Consider the following 18,943-nt stretch of genomic DNA (forward strand, 5'->3'; position numbering starts at 1 on the left):
TGTGTATTTCTTCAAAGGAACCTCGCCCCAGACCATCACGGCCCGGAGACGGGGTATCAACATATCTGGCGTTGACTTTTGGCACGCTGTTGAGTTCTCAAGGAACGGACGCTTCCTTCGAAACCACGGTTTCTCCGGGCGCTTCCCTTCGGTGTTTCCAACCTTACCAGATCCGTTTTCCGTTCCGTTCCCGGTTCGGATTCGAATTCCGGTCCCCGTTGGAGGGGGCTGCGCCTTCCGGCGCGGCCACCACGTTAGCGGATTCCCTCCGGTGCTCATAATCGAGCATTCGGCTCGGATTTCGGCATGCCGAAATCGTCCCCGAGGGGAGATCGTGCGTCAGTGGTTTGCCGCCGGTGCGGCGCGAGTAGTCGCCGAAGAACCGGTACGGCTCCGTGGCAACCCGGAGAACACTACGCATCGGGTCGACCCGTGTCAACCGGCAGTTGTCCTGCGGGTGAACGGCCACCTCAGTCCAGGTCGTTCAGGCGCCCCCCGGCGTCCGGTTGGGCATCTTCCACCCGTCGCAGCAGCCGGGTGAGCATCTCGCCGAGTTGGCCGCGCTCCTTGTCCGACAGGTCCTGGAGGAGCTCCTCTTCGAAGACCGACGCCATCCGCATCGCCTCGAGCCACTTCTCCCTGCCCTCCGCCGTCAGCTCGACGATCACGCGTACGCGGTTCTTCTCGTCCCGCTCCCGCGTCACCAGGCCGTCGCCCGCCATGCGGTCGACGCGGTGGGTCATCGCGGCCGGGGTGAGGCCGAGGCGCTTGGCGAGGTCGCCGGGGCCCAGGCGGTACGGGGCGCCCGCCAGGACGAGGGCCTTGAGGACCTCCCACTCGGCGTTGCTGATGCCGAGTGTCGCGGTCTGGCGCCCGTAGGCCACGTTCATACGGCGGTTGAGGCGCTGGAGCGCGGAGACGACCTTCTCGACCTGGGGGTCGAGGTCGCGGAACTCGCGCTGGTAGGCCGCGATCTGTGCCTCGAGGCTCGGCTCCAGATCCGGGCCTGCGGGGGCGGGGGTGTCAGCCATGCCCGGAAGTATCGCACGCAACTCATTGGCGTTGAAGTCCTTGGGTGTGTACTCTTTAGCTTCGAACTTTATGCTTGAAGTCTTCAGGCTTCGACTGTTCGTCCTTCTTCCCTCCGACGTCGGATCACCCTCCGACTCTCTCGACCTGGGCAGGTGAGTGTGACCACCGCGATGGGCGCTGCGCTGCGCCGGATCCAACTGGGCAACGCCCTGAGCGCGTTCGGCAATGGCTTCACCGTCCCGTTCCTGTTCATCTACGTGGCGCAGGTGCGGGAACTCGGCGCCAGTACGGCAGGTGCAGTGCTTGCGGCGTTCGCCGTGGCGGCGCTCGTCGTGCTGCCCTTTACCGGCCGGATCATCGACCGGCGGGGGCCGCTGCCTGTCGCCGTCGCGGGTGGGGTCGCGGGCGCCGTGGGGTCGCTGGGTCTCGGGCTGGCGAGCAGCGAGCCGCTGGTCATCGCTGCGGCGGGAATGCTGGGCGCCGGCATCGCGGTCATCCACCCCGCGCTGGCCACGATGATCGTGTGGTGCTCGACGACGGCCACGCGGTCGCGGGCCTTCGCCATGCAGTTCTTCCTGAACAACCTGGGTCTCGGCGTCGGCGGCCTGCTGGGCGGCCTGATCGTCGACACGTCGCGGGCATCGAGCTTCGTGACCCTGTTCTCGATCGAGGCGCTGATGTTCCTGGTGCTCGGGGCGACGGTGGCGACCGTACGGCTGCCGCGGGTGCCTCGTATGGAGGACGCGGTGCCGACGGACGAGCGGGCGAAGGGCGGCTGGCGGGCGCTGCTCGCGGACCGGGCCATGGTGCAGCTGTGCGTGCTGGGCTTCGTGATGTTCTTCGCCTGCTATGGGCAGTTCGAGTCGGGGCTCTCCGCCTTCGCCGTCGAGGTCTCCCGGATCTCGCCCGCGATGCTGGGGGCGGCGCTGGCGGCCAACACGGCGGTGATCGTGCTGGCGCAGTTCGTGGTGTTGAAGCTGGTGGAGCGGCGGCGGCGCAGCCGGGTCATCGCGCTGGTCGGGCTGATCTGGACGGTGGCATGGGTTGCGGCCGGTGCGTCCGGACTCGAGCACGGGAGCCAGGCGATTGCGACGGCGGCGATCATCTCGACGTACGCGCTGTTCGGGCTCGGCGAGGCGATGCTGTCGCCGACGGTTGCTCCGCTGGTGGCGGACCTGGCGCCGCAGGCGCGCGTGGGGCAGTACAACTCGGTTTTCGCTCTGGTGAAGCAGCTGGCGCTGGCCGTCGGGCCGGCGGTGGGCGGGCTGATGGCCGGGGCCGGGATGTACGTGGCGTACATCGTGATGCTCATCGGGTGCTCGCTGGGGATTACGGTGCTGGCGCTGCGGCTGGGGCGCCGGCTCAGCCCGCGCCAGGACAGCCCGCTGCGCGCTGGGCAGCAGCGCCCGGCTCCGAGCCCGGCAGGCGCGGCGTCGCTCCCGGCCCAGTCCCCGGAGTCCGAGCCGGTCACTGCGGCCGCCTGAGCCCCCCACGGGCCGGGACCGGCGCTACGCGCCCGGCGCTTCCCACCCACTCGTCCCACGCAAGGGGTGGCTGGGAAGAGCCGTTCGGCTAACCCGCCGGGAGGGCGAATTCGCACCAGACCGCTTTGCCGCCGCCAGGGGTTCTGCGGGAGCCCCAGGAGGAGGCGATGGTGGCGACGATCGAGATCCCGCGGCCCGCTTCGTCCGCCGGTTCCGCACGGCGGCGGCGCGGGAGGTGGTCGTCGCCGTCGGTGACCTCGATGATCAGGCGGCGGTCGGTGCGGCGCAGCCGCAGGCGCATCGGCGGGGTGCCGTGCTGGAGGGAGTTGGCGACGAGTTCGCTCGCGGCCAGGACGCCGAGGTCGTGCAGTTCGGGTGGGAAGCGCCAGCTCGCGAGGACGCCCGAGGCGAACGCACGCGCGCGTGGCGCGGCCTCCACTCCGCCCAGCAGCTCAAGGGCGGCGTTGTGGAAGAGCTCGGCGTCATGGCCCGTACGAGCCGGGTGCTGGAGCGCGAGGACGGCGACGTCGTCGTCGTGGTCCGCGGTGACGCCCAGGGCGCGGATCAGGCGGTCGCACACCACCTGGGGTGTGCCCGTGGCGCCTGCGAGTGCCTGTTCCAGGGCGGCCACGCCCTCGTCGATGTCCTCGCCGCGGCGCTCGACGAGGCCGTCCGTGTAGAGGACGGCGGTCGAGCCGGGGCCGAGCGGTACGGAGCCCGAGGTGTGCAGCCATCCGCCCGTGCCGAGCGGTGGCCCCGTGGGCTCGGACGCGCGCCGGACCGTGCCGTCGGGGTCCCGGAGGATGATCGGGAGGTGGCCCGCGGAGGCGTAGACGAGCCGCCCCTCGTTGGGGTCGTGCACGGCGTAGGCGCAGGTGGCGATCTGGCTCGGGTCGATCTCGGCGGCGAGCCCGTCGAGGAGCTGGAGCACCTCGTGCGGAGGCAGGTCCAGGCGCGCGTAGGCCCGTACGGCCGTGCGGAGCTGGCCCATGACGGCGGCCGCACGCACGCCACGCCCCATCACGTCGCCGATGACCAGGGCCGTACGGCCGGCGCCGAGGGTGATGACGTCGTACCAGTCGCCGCCCACCGCGGCGTCCGTGCCGCCGGGCAGGTACGTGGCGGCGATGCGCAGGTCGTCGGGCTGCTCCAACTCCTGGGGGAGCAGGCTGCGCTGGAGGGTGACGGCGGCCTCGCGCTGGCGGCGCTCACTGGCGCGCAGCCGCTCAGCGGCCTCGACCTGGTCGGTGACGTCGGCGGCGAAGACCAGCACGCCACGGTGGGAGCCCCTCGCGGCTGGGGCCGGCGGCGCGTTGTTCGCGGCAACGGGAGCATCTGGTGCACCGGGGACTACTGAGGGCGCGTTGGCGCTGCGCGCGCCCCCTTCCGCGCCTGGCGCGCCGCCCTCGGTGCCGGTGTCCCCGGCTCCGAGTGCCCCGGCTCCGGGCTCCCGAGTGGCTTCCGTCCCGGCCGCCGCTCCGGGCTGCAAGGCCGCCTCGCCGACGCCCGCGCCGGGCACCGCAATGTCGATCGGGCTGCAGGTGAAGGTGTAGTAGCCGTGCCGGCCACGGCCTTCGGCCGGCTCCGGGCGGGAGCCCTCGGCCCCCGCCGCCGGGCCACCCACCGGTCCGCCCGCGGGGACGCGGCGGGACTTGACGGTGCGGGGCTTGCCGCTGCGCAGGACCTGGTCCATCAGGGGAAGCAGGCCGAGCTCCGCGAGTTCGGGCAGCGCCTCGCGCGCGGGGCCGCCCGGGGCGCGCGGGCCGAAGACCGCGGCGTACGCCCCGTTGACGTACGCGATGCGGTGGTCCGGGCCGTACACGACCGCGACCAGGCCCGGGACTTGACCGAGGACGCCGTGGACGGACAGCCCGTCCACGGTGGGGTGCCCGTCAGGAGGTGCGGTCGCGGCCGGGTACGCGGGCGTGACGGCGGACCCCGCGTGCTCTCCGCGCGCGGCGGGCACCGGGCTTCCGCTGCCCGCGGGCCCTGACGGCTGCCGGGGGCGCGAGCCGCGCTCGGTCCGCGCGGCGGCGCGTCGCTGTGTTCCGGGGAGCCGGGCGCTCCAGCGCGTGAAGTTCACTGAGTTTTGCCTCGTGATGTCGCTTCGGGTCAGCCAGGCCGGCCGGGGGTACAGCAAGTGCAACAGTTCGTTCCCTACAGCACGCTTCGTAGGTATGAGCCCACCCATGGTCACACGTCCAGTGTGGCCGAGGGGACTGACATTCGTCAGACGCGGGTGGCCGGCGGGCAGTTCCGGGCGTTGCGCCGTCGCTTCGCGCCCTTGCGCCCTGGTCTCGCGCCCTCGCGCCCCGGCACCGCGCTACGTCGTCTCGTTGTGCCTGCCGGTGCCCGCGGCGAGTTCGAACTCACCGCGCGGATTCTCCAGCGAACCGAGCGAAACGATTTCGCGCTTGAACAGCCCGGCCAGGGTCCACTCGGCGAGCACCCGGGCCTTGCGGTTGAAGGTCGGCACCCGGCTGAGGTGGTAGGTGCGGTGCATGAACCAGGCGGGGTAGCCCTTGATCTTGCGCCCGTAGACGTGGGCCACGCCTTTGTGGAGGCCGAGGGAGGCGACGGATCCCGCGTAGGAGTGCTCGTATTCCTTGACGGGTTCGCCGCGCAGGGACGCAATGATGTTCTCGGCGAGCACCTTGGCCTGGCGGACGGCGTGCTGGGCGTTGGGCGCGCACTCCTTGCCCGGCTCGTCGGCGGTCAGGTCCGGGACGGCCGCGGCGTCGCCGGCCGCCCACGCGTGATCCGCGCCGTCCACACGGAGGGCCGCGGTACAGGCGAGGCGCCCGCGCCCGTTCAGCGGCAGGTCTGTCGCGGCCAGGACGGGGTGCGGCTTGACGCCGGCGGTCCAGACGAGCGTCCGGGTCGGGTAGCGGGAGCCGTCGCTGAGCACCGCGACCCGGTCCTCGCAGCTCTCGAGGCGGGTCTCGAGCCGTACGTCGATGTTGCGGCTGCGCAGCTCGCGCACGGCGTACTTGCCCATGTCCGCGCCGACTTCGGGGAGGATCCGACCGGTCGCCTCGACGAGGATCCACTTCATGTCGTCTGCGGAGATGTTGTGGTAGTAGCGCGAGGCGTAGCGCGCCATGTCCTCGAGCTCGGCGAGCGCCTCCACGCCCGCGTAGCCGCCGCCGACGAAGACGAAGGTGAGTGCCGCGTCGCGGACGTCGGGGTCCCGGGTGGAGGAGGCGATGTCGAGCTGCTCGAGGACGTGGTTGCGCAGGCCGATGGCCTCCTCAACCGTCTTGAAGCCGATGCCGTAGTCGGCGAGGCCGGGGATGGGAAGGGTGCGGGAGACGGAGCCCGGGGCCAGGACCAGCTCGTCGTAGTGGAGCTCGACCGAACCGGTGCCTTCCTCAGCGGAGGCGAGCGTGGAGATGGTCGCGGTGCGCTTGGCGTGGTCGATGGACTTGGCCTCGCCGATGACGACCTGGCACCGGTCGAGGACGCGGCGCAGCGGGACCACCACGTGGCGCGGCGAGATCGAGCCGGCTGCGGCCTCCGGAAGAAAGGGCTGGTACGTCATGTACGGCTCGGGGTCGACCACGACGATGCGGGCTTCGTCGCGTTTCAGCTTCCGCTGAAGGCGCAGGGCGGTGTACATCCCGACGTATCCACCGCCGACAACGAGAATGCGCGCCGGTTCCTTCACAGAGGGTCTCCTCGCGACGTTGCTCACAGCACACTCCCATGACGCACCCGCCACGCGCGTTTGTCCACAGGCTCGTCGAAATGTGTGACCGGAGGTGCCTGGCGCCCGGTACGGACCGGTGCGCTCGTGGGTGCCGCAATGGCGCAGGTCAGCCGGTGGGGCGGGGGCGATCGCGGGGTACGGGCCCTGAGTGGCGGTGGCTGGTAGTCCGAACGGGGTGCCGCGCGCCCGGAGCGTCCCCCTTCATTCTTGACCTGGGCTCAACTATGTTCGTACTTCGTCGGGGTGCCGGACCGCCCCCGGCAGTCAGGGCGGGGAGTCTCCGGGGGGAGACGTCATTACCGGGGGAACGGGGATACGCGTTATGCACATTCAGGGCTCTTCAACGCTGCGGGTGGATGCACAGCGCAATCTGGAGCATGTACTGCGCGCGGCGCGCGAGGTTTTCGGCGAGCTGGGTTACGGCGCGCCGATGGAGGATGTGGCCCGCCGGGCGCGGGTCGGCGTGGGGACTGTGTACCGGCGGTTCCCGAGCAAGGACGTGCTGGTCAGGCGGATAGCCGAGGAGGAGACCGCCCGGCTCACCGACCAGGCGCGGGCCGCGCTGGGGCAGGAGGAGGAGCCGTGGTCGGCGCTGTCGAGGTTCCTGCGGACCTCGGTGGCCTCGGGCGCGGGGCGGCTGCTGCCTCCGCAGGTGCTGCGGGTGGGGGTGGACGCCGAGCCGGAGGCGGCCGCGGCTGGATCGGGGGCCGCTTCGGGAGCTGTGTCCGGGACTGATTCGGGAGCTGCCACGCCGGCTGCCCCGGCCGCCGGCCCGGCGGGCCGGGTGCCGCACCAGCGGAACCCGCAGCCGGGGCTCCGGCTGGTGGAGCAGTCGCCGGCGCGGACGGACGGTGCCGCGGGACCGGCAGGCGATCCGGGCGACGACGCGGGGGCGGCGGCGCTCCTGGAGGTCGTGGGACAACTGGTGGACCGGGCGCGGGCGGCGGGCGAGCTGCGGGGGGATGTGACGGTCGCGGATGTGCTGCTGGTGATAGCCACGGCCGCGCCGTCGCTGCCGGACGCGGCTCACCAGCAGGCGGCTTCCGCACGGCTGTTGGACATCCTGCTGGAGGGGCTTCGGTCGCGCCCTGTGACGTAGGGCATGCGGTGCGGCGGTCGTGTCCGTCGTCGGCTGCCCTGGCAGTCCTCGCCGTCGACGTCGTTGTGGCGCCCGGGGTATCAGGAGCGGCCGTGGCGTCCCGTCACGGCCGCGAGGGCCGGGGGGTTCGCCCTTCGGGCATCCGCGGATTATGCCCCGATCGGGGGATCTGTAGTGCCACGTCGTGCGAACACGCCCCAGAGGTGTGGTTGGTCGCCATGACGGGTGAGCCGGGCCGCCCGTTTGTGGCAGGCTTGCCCGGTGTTCGGGCGTAACTGCGGGTACGGGGGCCTCGGATATGGGCGCTGACGGGCGGGACGAGCCACTCGGTGGCAGCGAGTTGGGCGCGGAGACAGGACCGAGTGTGCCGCAGCAGCGGGGCGGCGGCGCGGCACCGGCCGGGTCTGGCGCCGCGTATTCCGCCGGATCATCCGCCGGTGCCGCCTCCACTGAAACGGGGCCCTCCGACGCCGACTTGATCGGGCGGATGCGCGGCGGAGACATCGGTGCGTACGAGGAGCTGTACCGGCGCCATGCGGATGCGGTGCGCCGGTACGCCAGGTCCTGCTGCCGGGACGACCACACCGCGGAAGACCTGACCGGCGAGGTGTTCGCGCGCACCCTGCAGGCGGTGCAGAGCGGCACGGGCCCGGACTCGGCGGTGCGCGCCTATCTGCTGACGACCGTACGGCGGGTGGCGGCGGCCTGGACGAGGACCGCGAGGCGGGAGCAGCTGGTCGAGGACTTCGCGCTGTTCGCGGCGCGCACATCCGCCTCCGGTGAGGGCACCCTCGACCTGGGCGCGGACGTGCGGGCCATGCACGAGGCCGAGCAGTCGATGGCGGCGCAGGCGTTCCGCAGCCTGCCCGAGCGCTGGCAGACCGTGCTGTGGCACACCGCGGTCGAGAAGGAGTCGCCGAGCGAGGTGGCCCCGCTGCTCGGGCTGACCGCTAATGCCACGGCTGTGCTGGCGTACCGGGCCCGCGAGGGGCTCAAGCAGGCCTATCTGCAGGCGCATGTGAACTCCTCGCTGACCTCGGCCGGCGACTGCGCGCGGTACGCCGACAGGCTGGGCGCCTATGCCCGCGGTGGCCTGCGGGTGCGGGCCGAGCGCGGCCTGCGCAAGCACTTGGAGACGTGCGCGAGGTGCCGTACGGCCGCGCTGGAGGTCAAGGACGTCAACGCGCGGCTGCGGGCGGTGCTGCCGGTCGCGGTCATCGGCTGGATCGCCGCCGGGTACACGCTCGAGGCGACGGGAGTCGCAGCCGGTACGGCCGGCGCCGCGGGCGCGGCGGGCGCGGGCGCGGCGGGCGCGGGCGCCCCGGGGGCGGGCGGAACGGCGGCCGGGACAGTGGTCGGCGCGGCAGGCGGTGCGAGTTCCGGAACCGGGGCGGGCGCGGGGACGGGCTCCGGAGGCGGTGCAGGCTCCGGGGGAGCGGTCGCGTCCCAGGGTCTGGGCCTGCCGGTGACGGCCGGCATCGCGGCAGTCGTCGCGGTCGCGGCTGCGGCGACCGTGTTCGCGGTGATCGCCGGGAACGGCGAGCCGGAGAAGCAGACGCAGGCCAGGCCGCCCGCGTCGGCCCCTGTTGCACCACCGGGCACCAGGCCCGAACCGACTCCGCCCCCCGAGCACAAGGCGGGACGGCCGGACCGGGATCCTGAGCAGAAGCCCGGAAAGCCCACCGCGCGGTCCACGCAGCGCGAGCCGGAACCGAGCACACCCACGCCGAGCCCGGAGTCCCCCGAGTCGACGCCCTCCCCCACCACCCCTGAGCCGACCCCGACCGAGCCGGAGTCCCCGGAACCGCCGAAGCCTCCGAAGCCCTCGAAGCCGACCCCTCCGCCGCCCACGACCACGTACCGGATCAGCGGGCTGTCGTACGACGTGACCGGGGACGGCACGGAGCCGGAGGTACGGGCCATGGAGAGCTCGTGGCTGTGGCAGCGCGGGGGGCAGCGGATCGGTGGCACCCGGTACGACCACGGAGCGACGGTGCACGCGGACTCGTCCGTGACCATCGACCTGAACCGCTCCTGCACGGCCTACGACGCGCTCGTCGGCGTGGACGACGCGACTCTCGGCCTTGGCGCCGCCCGGTTCTCCGTCTACGGGGACGGGGCGCGCCTGTGGCGCTCGGGCGTGGTGCGCGGCGGCGACGCGGCGGTGCCCGTCCATGTGCCGCTGGCCGGGCGCGAGACGATCCGCCTGGTCGTCGAGGGGCAATCGCTCCTCGGTTATGTGGCGCTGGCCGACTGGGCGCAGTCGAGCATCACCTGCGGCTGATCATTCAGCGGGCGACCGCTCGTTCAGCAGGTTCTCCGACGAGTTCGGGCTACGGGTGCAGGCCACCAGCGGCCACGGGCGGCCACCGGCGGGCGGGTCAGGGGCCGGAGGGGGGAGGTTCCCCCTCCGCGGAGCAGCCCGGCGGCGAGCCTAAAGCGCAGGCCGCGGAACCACACCGCCCGCCACCGCGCGCTGCCGCGGCGCCGCGGACCCCGCCCAGCAGGTGCCGCGGCGCGAGAGGAGGCGGCGCAACCACAGCTCCGTGGAAGCCAGTTCGGCGAGGCCGTCCAGCGGAAGCCGTTCGCCTTCGGCCGCGGCGCGCAGCGCCTTGCGGATCACGCGCGCCTCGACCAGTCCCGCGTCGGCGAGGAGCGGTGCGTCGAAGAGGGCGACGAGGTCGCCGACGGCGGCACGGAGCCCGGCCCGTACCGCAGCCGCGTGCGAGGCGTGCGAGGTGGCACCCCACCCCGGAGGGAGATCGCGGATGCCCGCGCCCGCCAGCACAGCGCGCAACACAGAAGCGCGCGCCCCCGGTTGTACGCGCAGCGCCTCGGGCAGCGCGCGGCAGGCGCGAACGACCTGGTTGTCGAGAAACGGCGCGTGCAGGCGCTGGCTGCGCACCTCCGCGGCCTGCTCGAAGACGCGGTGGTCCAGCGCGTGGCGGGCAAGGGCGGCCCGGGCGCGCCGCTCCCCGGGTCGTTCCACGGGCGCCGTCCGGGAGGCCGCGTCCTGCAGGCGAACCGATACTTCAGCGAGCGCCTCCCCCGTCAGCCAGCGCGCCGCGGGCCCCGGCCGGCACCAGGCGAGGGCCGCCAGAGACGCGTCCACGGCCCCGGCAGGACCGCTGCCGTTGAGCGCCGCCGCGCCGCCACCGCCGCTGCCACCCCCACCCCCACCACCGCCGCCACCGTCCGCTCCGTCGTCGAAGCGCCGCTCCAGCAGCCGCGCCGCCGCCTCCCGTACCCCGTCCCGGTACGAGGTACGGGCCAATCTGCGGGCCGCCCGGTAGACGGTGAAGGGGACGAACAGGGAGTGCGCGGAGGGGCCTTCGGACTTCGCCAGGGCCGCTACGGGCCGCAACAGGCGACGCCGCTGGCGGTCCATCAGCAGGTCCGCGAGGCGCGCCGGGTGCGCGTCCAGGACCTGTCTCGCCCCGTTGCCCACCAGGTGGTCCGCGCTGCCCGCGGCGAGTCGCCGCCGGTGCCGTTCCGCGACGACCAGCGAGGGACCGGGCTCGTCGGTCAGCGGCATGGCGTCGAGGTCGGCGTACGGCAGGGCCTCCTCGCCGCCGGTGACGACGACGTGGTGCAACCGCGGGTTGGCGGCGATGCTGCGGGCGCGCTCCAGTTCGGCCTCCCGCCCCACGCGCGCGTGGCCGCCGGACGCCCCCGACGCCAGGTCGTTGAAGGTGACGGCGAGCAGCCGCTCGCCCGCCCCCGTGCCGTGCCCGAACGGCGTCCCCGGCACGCCCGGCAGGCCTGCCGCGAGCAGCGCGAGGGTCGAGGAGGCGCTGCCGCCCGAGAGGTCGGCGCCGATGCCCGGCGCCGGGGCACCGCGCGCCGCCCGCCGGGCCGCGGGCCCCATCCCGGGGACGGGGCCCTGGTCGGGCTCGGGAGTCTCGGGCGCGTGCCGGGGCGCGGCGAGCCTGGCGCGTACGGCCTCGACGAGCGCGTCCCGTACGCCGTCCACGGCCTGTGCGGCCTCCACCTGGGGCGCGGCGACGGCTAGCGAGGCGGTGGGCTCGTAGGCGGTGATCTCGCGGGCGCCGTCGCGCAGGATCAGCGCGTGTCCCGGCGGAACCCGCCGCACGCCCGCGTAGGGCGTGCCGTCCCCCAGGGCTTCCGGCGCGTCCGGGCAGGCGAGCAGCGCGGCGAGGTGGCCGATGTCGAGCTCGGCCTCGATGAGGTCGGCGAGCGGCAGGGCGGCTGTGGCGTACGCGGTGCCGCCCGCCCAGGGGGTGTGGAAGACGGGCCGGGCGCCGGCCAGGTCTCCCGCGATGGTGAGGCGGCGGCCGACCTGGGCGACGGCGGTGTAGCTGCCGGGCCACGCGGTGAGGTGGCGCAGGGCGCCGCCGCGGGCGGTGAACAGGCCCGTGCGCAGCTGCTCGTCGCTCGCGCCGCAGCAACCGAGCACGGCGAGGCGGGTGTTGGGGGCAGCCTGAACGGCGCGCACCTCATCGGGGCGCCAGTCGCCGACGGCCCACAGCGGATCGGGGTCACCCCACAGGAGCTGGGCGCCGACCGGGTGGACCGTGCGGGCCTCGCCCGTGACCGGCACCGCGGCGGCGCTGCTCCATCCCACCAACCACCGCATCGCCGCCTCCACACGCTGGGCAACCAGGAATCAGCAGTCATCATGCACAGTCAGCCGGCGGTTCCGGCGCCGAACCCGCTTACGTCGCGGCCGGGCCAACGGCCGGTCTCCCAAGGGATCGTGCTCTCGCTTCAGGGACCATGCTGCCACGACACGGGCGTACGGGACCGGCTCCGCGAGCGCAGACGCAAGGAGACGCAAGCAGACGCAAACGGCGGGACCTCGGCGCGGTCGCCGCGAAATACCTCCGGAATCCGCGGCGGCGGTGGCGCGTCAGGTGGCCGGAGAAGGCCGGGAAGCCTGCCCCGGAGCCCCCGTCCTTTCGTACCCGGGGGCGGTCAAACCCCCAACCGGGAGGCACCATTCAGCCAATCTGCGGCAGGGGCGCGAGCGAGGGCGTTTCGGCGCAGAACGGCGCAGTCCGGGAGGCGGAACCCGCGCAGTCCGGGAGGCGGCACCCGCCCCCCGGACTGGTCCGCCACCCGCGGGGAATGAGGTGGCGGTATCCCCCAGCCCACTGGTTCCAGTTCAGCGGGCCGACCCACGCGCCATCCATGGAAGCGCTCCCCCTGTGGCCAGGACAGAGCGCACGGCCGGGCGCACGGCCACATACACCCGGAGCACGCGCCCCCTTGCCCGTACGCCAGAACGGACAACAATCTCGCCATCCGGAATCCTGCCCCTTAACGGTCGGGATGCGGCGAACTACGCTGGGTTTACGAATGCCCCGTGCCTATGCCGGGGGGTCGTCGGTGTGTCGAGGGGTGGCGCATGTCCAGGGAGCAACGCGGGCCGAACGAGAAGCTCGGCACCGTTCTCGCCCTCGCGGGGATCAGCAACGCCGGGCTCGCGCGGAGGGTCAACGACCTCGGCGCGCAGCGCGGACTGACGCTCCGCTACGACAAGACGTCCGTCGCCCGGTGGGTGTCCAAGGGCATGGTGCCGCAGGGTGCCGCGCCCCACCTCATCGCCGCCGCGATCGCCGGCAAGCTCGGCCGCCCCGTGCCGCTGCACGAGATCGGTCTGGCGGACGCCGACCCGGCGCCGGAGGTCGGCCTGGCCTTCCCGCGCGACGTGGCAGCCGCGGTCCGCTCCGCGACCGAGCTCTACCGGCTCGACCTCGCGGGCCGCCGGGCGGGCGGCGGGGGCATCTGGCAGAGCCTGGCGGGGTCGTTCTCGGTCAGTGCGTACGCGACGCCCGCCTCCCGCTGGCTGATAACCCCGGCCGACAGCGCGGCCGCCCGCGACCCCAGGGAGGCCGAGGCGAACGGCGGCGACGGCACGCCCCTGCGGGTGGGGCACAGCGATGTGACGAAGCTGCGCGAGGCGGCCGAGGACGCGCGCCGCTGGGACTCCAAGTACGGCGGCGGGGATTGGCGTTCATCCATGGTGCCGGAGTGCTTACGAGTCGACGCCGCACCGCTGCTGCTCGGCACGTACAGCGACGAGGTCGGCCGTTCGCTCTTCGGCGCGACCGCCGAACTCACCCGGCTCGCCGGGTGGATGGCCTTCGACACCGGCCAGCAGGAGGCCGCGCAGCGCTACTACATCCAGGCGCTGCGGCTCGCCAGGGCCGCGGCCGACGTGCCCCTCGGCGGCTATGTCCTCGCCTCGATGAGCCTGCAGGCCACCTACCGCGGCTTCGCCGATGAGGGGGTGGACCTCGCGCAGGCCGCACTCGAGCGCAACCGCGGGCTCGCCACGGCCCGCACCATGAGCTTCTTCCGGCTCGTCGAGGCCCGGGCGCATGCCAAGGCGAGCGACTCGCATGCGGCGGGCGCGGCCCTCAAGGCGGCCGAGGCATGGCTGGAGCGGTCCAGGGACGGCGACCCCGACCCCTCCTGGCTCGGCTTCTACACCGAGGACCGGTTCGCCGCCGACGCCGCCGAGTGCTACCGCGACCTGAAGGCCCCGCGCCAGGTGCGCCGCTTCACGGAGCAGGCGCTGTCCCGGCCGACGGAGGAGTTCGTACGGTCGCACGGGCTGCGGCTCGTCGTGTCCGCTGTCGCCGAACTGGAGTCCGGGAACCTCGACGCGGCGTGCGCACAGGGCACGCGCGCGGTGGAGGTCGCCGGGCGGATCTCGTCGGCACGCACGACGGAGTATGTGCGCGATCTGCTGCACCGGCTCGAGCCGTACGGGGACGAGCCGCGGGTCGTGGAGCTTCGGGAGCGGGCACGGCCGCTGCTGGTCTCCCCGGCATGATCGCCGTGACCGGCCGCTGCTGGTCTCCCCGGCATGATCGCCGTGACCGGCCGCTGCTGGTCTCCCCGGCATGATCGCCGTGACCCTGCAAGCTTTGTCGTGACCCCGGCGGTCTTCGTCGTGACCTCCGCGGTCTCCGTCCGTGGTCCCCGTGACTCCCGTGACCCCCGGATGGCCCTGCTTCCGCCGCGCCACCGTGCGCCCGCTGTGCGCCCCGCCCCCTTGCGCCGCGCGGGTTTCGGACGTTTGTCGGTGGGCCAAGGCATCATCGTGAAGACGAGGTGAAGGCGGACCGGGCCGGATGGTGACCTGAGCGGAGGTGGAGCGGTGGCGGTGGCGCAGGACAGCGATGTGCTGGTGATCGGGGGCGGGATCGTCGGCCTGTCGGCCGCGTACGCGCTGACCCGCGCCGCGCCCGGTACCCGCGTCACCGTCCTGGAGAAGGAGAGCGCCCCCGCGCGGCACCAGACCGGGCGCAACAGCGGCGTGATCCACAGCGGGATCTACTACCGGCCGGGGTCCCTCAAGGCGCGGTTCGCGGTTCGCGGTGCCGCGGAGATGGTGAAGTTCTGCGCCGAGCACGACATTCCGCACGAGGTGACCGGCAAGCTGATCGTCGCCACCGAGCGGGCCGAGCTGCCGCGGCTGCACGCGCTGGTTCAGCGGGGGCGGGAGAACGGCATTCCGGTGCGCGAGCTGGGCCCGGCCCAGATCACGGAGCGCGAGCCGCATGTGCGAGGACTCGCCGCCATCCATGTGGGCACCACGGGTGTGTGCGACTTCACGGCGGTCGCGAACCGGCTGGCCGAGCTCGTCCAGGACGCGGGCGGGCGGATCCGGTACGGGTCCGAGGTTCGGGTCATCGGACGCCGGGCCTCCCGGATCGCGGTCCGTACGGCGGACGGGGCCGCGCTCAGGGCGCGCGCGCTGGTCAACTGCGCGGGGCTGCACTGCGATCAGGTGGCGCGGCTCGCGGGCGACGACCCCGGCATGCGGATCGTGCCCTTCCGCGGGGAGTACTACGAGCTGGTGCCCGAGCGGCGCGACCTGGTCCGCGGCCTCGTCTACCCGGTGCCCGACCCCCGGTTCCCCTTCCTCGGCGTCCATCTGACCCGCGGCATCGAGGGCACGGTCCACATCGGGCCGAACGCGGTGCCGGCGCTGGCCCGCGAGGGTTACGACTGGCGGACCGTACGGCCCCGGGAGCTGGCCGGGACGCTGGCGTACCCGGGGACGTGGCGGATCGCCCGCCACCACTGGCGGTACGGGACGGGCGAGCTGCGCCGCTCGCTCTCGAAGCACGCCTTCGCGGACGCGGTGCGCAGGCTGCTCCCGGACGTCGCGGACGAGGATCTCACGCCTGCCCCGGCGGGCGTTCGGGCCCAGGCGGTGCTGCCGGACGGGACGCTGGTCGACGACTTCCTCATCACGCAGTCCCCCGGCGTGATCCACGTCCTGAACGCCCCGTCTCCCGCGGCGACCGCATCCCTCCCGATCGGCCGCGAAATCGCCCGCCGAGCACTCGCCACGCTGGGCGCGGTGCGGACGTAGCCGCCGGCCTCGCGCCTCCACGCCGCTGAAGGCGCGTGCAGCAGCCCGGGGGGCGGGCGGGACGCCCCGCGCCTCGCCCACCGAGCGCACGCCGCGCCGGGCGTGCGGACGTAGCCGCCAAGCGGCACGCCTTCGCCGCCGGAGGCGCGGGCAGCGCCGGGGGCGGCGGACGCCCCGCCGACCCGCGCGTGGCACGCCCGGTTTCCTGCCCTTCCCGGGCGGACGGGGGACGAGGCGTGTCGGCTCCAGGGCGGACGAGCGTGGAAGAGTGCCCCTCACGAGGCCGGTGTGTGGGAAGTCACGATCGCCCTCAAGGGCACGCGGGTTGGAACGGGCGCCCCGCTGACCGAGGCGCGTGGGGTAACGCGACCGGCCTGAGGGCGGGCAGAGCGGGGAAGGCCATGCCCGCCCAGAGCAGACGGGTGGAAAGCGCGCCCTCACAGGGCGGGCGGTGTCAGCACGGCCCCTTGCCGGCCTGGAGCCTGTTGCCGGTCTGGAGCCTGCCGTCGGCCCGCTCGCCGGACGGAGCGTACGGCGGCCCGCGCCAACGCCCCGAAAAGGGACGTGCGGGCGGTGTCAACACGGCCCCTTGCCGACCTGGAGCCTGCCGTCGGCCCGCTCGCCGGACGGAGCGTACAGCGGCCCGCGCCAACGCCCCGAAGAGGGGCACAGCGCCCGGCGACCGGGCGCGGGAGCCGGGCGGAAGGCGTCGGCGGGCGGAGGTGCAGCAGGCCGAACGTAGAATCGGAGGCACTGTGCTTGAGTCCGAGAAGACCCCCATGTCCGCATCCGCCGACGGCGCCCCACAGGACGGCCCCGGCGGCGGGCGGAGTACGCCTGGGCCCGGAGACGGGGCGCCGCGCGAGGTTCGCGCCGTGCTCTTCCCCGAGGGGCCGGCCGCCGACCCCGCGGGCTCGCACCACGAGCGCCGGATCCGCAGCTTCCGCCCGCGCCGTGGCCGGGTCACCGCCGGCCAGGGCGAGGCGCTGCGCAGGTTGTGGCCGAAGTGGGGGCTGGACATCGACGGCCTGTCCCGGCTCGACCTGGACGCACTCTTCGGCGGGCTCCCCGTCGTCCTGGAGATCGGCTTCGGCATGGGCGAGGCCACGGCCCGGATGGCCGCCGCGGACCCCGGCACCGGCATCCTCGCCGCGGATGTGCACACCCCTGGCCAGGGCAACCTGCTCAGTCTCGCGGAGCGGAACGGCCTGTCCAACATCCGGGTCGCGAACGGTGACGCGATCATCCTCCTCCGCGAGATGATCGAGCCCGCCGCGCTCTCCGGGCTGCGCATCTACTTCCCCGATCCCTGGCCGAAGAAGCGCCACCACAAACGCCGCCTGATCCAGCCCGAGTTCGTCGAGCTGGCCGCCTCCCGGCTGCGGTCCGGCGCGCTGGTGCACTGCGCGACCGACTGGGAGCCGTACGCCGAGCAGATGCTCGAAGTGCTGTCCGCGAGCCCCGAGCTGGAGAACACACGGCCCGACGGCGGTTTCGCGCCGCGCCCCGCCTTCCGGCCGCTGACCAAGTTCGAGAGCGCGGGCCTCGACAAGGGGCACGTGGTGCGCGACCTCCTGTTCGTACGCCGCTGAGCCCGGAGGCGCACAAGCCTGTGCCGCGGCCCCCGGCCCCGCCGCCCTCTGCCCGGCGCGGCCCGGCGCGTATGAGGCTGCGCACGAAAGGCGATACGCCGCCGCACGGGGCTCCGGCCCTCGTTAGGGTCGACAGGTGCACCAGTCCCCGTTCCCGCAGCAGCCCCGGCAACCGCCCGGGCAGCCGCCTGCGCAACCATCCGGGCAGATGCCTGGGCAGCCGTCAGGGCAAGCGCCCGGACAATCGCCTGGTCAACCTCCCGGGCAACCGCCCGTCCCGGCCTACGAACCGCAGCCGCAGTTCGACGCCGTGCCGGAGCGGGCGCACTGGCGCTACCGCCCGCGCCGTGCACTCCGGCACAGCAAGGCACTGCGCTTCGGCACGCTGATCACCCTGCTCGCGCTCTGCGGCCTGGTCATCCTCGCCCTCGTGCGCGAACAGACCGGCACCGAGGGCTTCCTGGTCGGCCTCGGGCTCGCCGTGCTGCCCGTCCCCCTGATGATCGCCGCGTTCCGCTGGCTCGGCCGCGTCGAGCCGGAGCCCTGGCGGAACCTGGCCTTCGCCTTCGCCTGGGGCGCGTGCGCCGCGACGCTCGTGGCGATCATCGCCAACGGCTTCGCCACGGAGTGGATAGCCACCCGCGTCGAGACCGACTCCGCGACGGAGGCCGAGACCTGGGGGGCCACGGTCATCGCCCCGGTCGTCGAGGAGAGCGCCAAGGGCGCGGCGCTGCTCCTGCTCTTCGTCTTCCGCCGCCGCGACTTCGACGGCATCGTCGACGGCGTCGTCATAGCCGGGATCACGGCGACCGGCTTCGCCTTCACCGAGAACATCCTCTACCTCGGCAACGCCTTCGGCGAGGACCAGGCCCTCGGCTCGTCCGGCATTCAGTCCGTCACGGCGGCGACGTTCTTCATCCGCATCGTGATGTCGCCGTTCGCGCACCCGCTCTTCACCGCGCTGACGGGCATCGGCTTCGGTGTCGCCGCGCTCGCCGCGCCGCGCCAGCGCGCCCGCCGGGTCCTGGTGCCGCTCGCCGGCCTGCTCACGGCGATCGTGCTGCACGCCGTCTGGAACGGCTCGACCAGCCTCGGCGGGTACGGCTTCATCGCCGTCTACGGCATGTTCATGGTCCCGGTCTTCGGGCTGCTGACGTGGCTGGTGATCTGGTCCCGCGGCAGCGAGCTGAGGACCGTACGGAGCCACCTGCCCGCATACGTGGCGGCCGGCTGGCTGGTGCCGCAGGAGCCGCAGGCGCTGTCGTCCATGCGGGCGCGGGCGATCGCGCGGGACGTGGCGCGGCGCCACCACGGGAAGGCGGCGGCGCGGGCGGTCGCGGAGTACCAGGCGTTCGCCACGGCGCTGGCGTTCCTGCGGCAGCGGGCGCACCGGGGTGCGGCGGGGGCGGACTTCGTGGCGCGTGAGCAGGAGTTGCTGCACCACCTGTGGCAGCGCAAGGACCTGGCGCAGCCTGCGCTTGCGCATGCGGCGCTGCTGACGGCCCGCCCGTGGGTCCCGCCCCAGTGGGCGCCGCCCCACGGCTACGGTGGCCCGCCGCCGTACGGCTACGCGCCGCCGCCGTACTACGGCCCCGGCCCGGGCCCGCACCACCACCCACCCGCACCCACGGCCCGCCCATACCCACCCACCCGCCCTTAGGGCAGTTCCGGCGC

11 protein-coding genes are annotated in these 18,943 nt (G+C 73.7%); 7 read left to right on the top strand and 4 right to left on the bottom strand.

Going from position 1 to position 18,943, the window contains the following annotated elements; all coding sequences use genetic code 11:
* Positions 1-470: 470 nt before the first annotated feature.
* Positions 471-1,031 carry a MarR family winged helix-turn-helix transcriptional regulator gene (locus tag ACTWQC_RS23670; protein ID WP_443317804.1) on the bottom strand — a complete coding sequence of 187 codons (561 nt, stop codon included), beginning with the start codon at positions 1,029-1,031 and terminating at the stop codon, positions 471-473.
* A 159-nt stretch (positions 1,032-1,190) separates the two neighbouring features.
* Here ACTWQC_RS23670 and ACTWQC_RS23675 point away from each other — a divergent pair, with 159 nt between their 5' ends.
* Positions 1,191-2,516 (top strand): MFS transporter, encoded by a 1,326-nt coding sequence (locus ACTWQC_RS23675; protein WP_443317890.1) that lies wholly within the window; start codon positions 1,191-1,193, stop codon positions 2,514-2,516.
* 88 nt (positions 2,517-2,604) lie between these two features.
* Here ACTWQC_RS23675 and ACTWQC_RS23680 read toward each other — a convergent pair whose 3' ends face one another.
* Positions 2,605-4,599: an ATP-binding SpoIIE family protein phosphatase gene (locus ACTWQC_RS23680; protein WP_443317805.1), complete on the bottom strand. Its 1,995-nt coding sequence runs from the start codon at positions 4,597-4,599 to the stop codon at positions 2,605-2,607.
* A gap of 240 nt (positions 4,600-4,839) precedes the next feature.
* Complete coding sequence (locus ACTWQC_RS23685) at positions 4,840-6,135, bottom strand: NAD(P)/FAD-dependent oxidoreductase (RefSeq protein WP_443317891.1); 1,296 nt, start codon at positions 6,133-6,135, stop codon at positions 4,840-4,842.
* Positions 6,136-6,547: 412 nt separating this feature from the next.
* On the opposite strand from ACTWQC_RS23685, the gene ACTWQC_RS23690 reads away from it, so the two are divergent.
* A complete protein-coding gene (locus ACTWQC_RS23690; RefSeq protein ID WP_443317806.1) occupies positions 6,548-7,324 on the top strand; it encodes a TetR/AcrR family transcriptional regulator in 777 nt (258 codons plus the stop codon).
* Positions 7,325-7,622: 298 nt separating this feature from the next.
* Positions 7,623-9,608 (top strand): sigma-70 family RNA polymerase sigma factor, encoded by a 1,986-nt coding sequence (locus ACTWQC_RS23695; protein WP_443317807.1) that lies wholly within the window; start codon positions 7,623-7,625, stop codon positions 9,606-9,608.
* 150 nt (positions 9,609-9,758) lie between these two features.
* Here the strand turns inward: ACTWQC_RS23695 and ACTWQC_RS23700 are convergent, their stop codons facing one another.
* Positions 9,759-11,921 carry an asparagine synthase-related protein gene (locus ACTWQC_RS23700; protein ID WP_443317808.1) on the bottom strand — a complete coding sequence of 721 codons (2,163 nt, stop codon included), beginning with the start codon at positions 11,919-11,921 and terminating at the stop codon, positions 9,759-9,761.
* A gap of 771 nt (positions 11,922-12,692) precedes the next feature.
* Between ACTWQC_RS23700 and ACTWQC_RS23705 the strand changes: the two genes are divergently transcribed.
* The 4 genes from ACTWQC_RS23705 to ACTWQC_RS23720 all read left to right on the top strand — a co-directional run bounded on the left by ACTWQC_RS23705 (position 12,693) and on the right by ACTWQC_RS23720 (position 18,929).
* Complete coding sequence (locus tag ACTWQC_RS23705; protein WP_443317809.1) at positions 12,693-14,126, top strand: MFS transporter; 1,434 nt, start codon at positions 12,693-12,695, stop codon at positions 14,124-14,126.
* Positions 14,127-14,459: 333 nt separating this feature from the next.
* The gene (gene lhgO, locus ACTWQC_RS23710; protein WP_443317892.1) at positions 14,460-15,677 is read left to right on the top strand and encodes an L-2-hydroxyglutarate oxidase; all 1,218 of its coding nucleotides are present in this window, start codon (positions 14,460-14,462) and stop codon (positions 15,675-15,677) included.
* Between the two features lie 779 nt (positions 15,678-16,456).
* Positions 16,457-17,269: a tRNA (guanosine(46)-N7)-methyltransferase TrmB gene (gene trmB / locus ACTWQC_RS23715; RefSeq protein ID WP_443317810.1), complete on the top strand. Its 813-nt coding sequence runs from the start codon at positions 16,457-16,459 to the stop codon at positions 17,267-17,269.
* Between the two features lie 208 nt (positions 17,270-17,477).
* Complete coding sequence (locus ACTWQC_RS23720) at positions 17,478-18,929, top strand: PrsW family intramembrane metalloprotease (RefSeq protein ID WP_443317811.1); 1,452 nt, start codon at positions 17,478-17,480, stop codon at positions 18,927-18,929.
* Positions 18,930-18,943: the final 14 nt, after the last annotated feature.

Source organism: Streptomyces sp. 8N616 (assembly GCF_052246385.1).
In the GTDB taxonomy this organism is placed as follows: domain Bacteria; phylum Actinomycetota; class Actinomycetes; order Streptomycetales; family Streptomycetaceae; genus Streptomyces.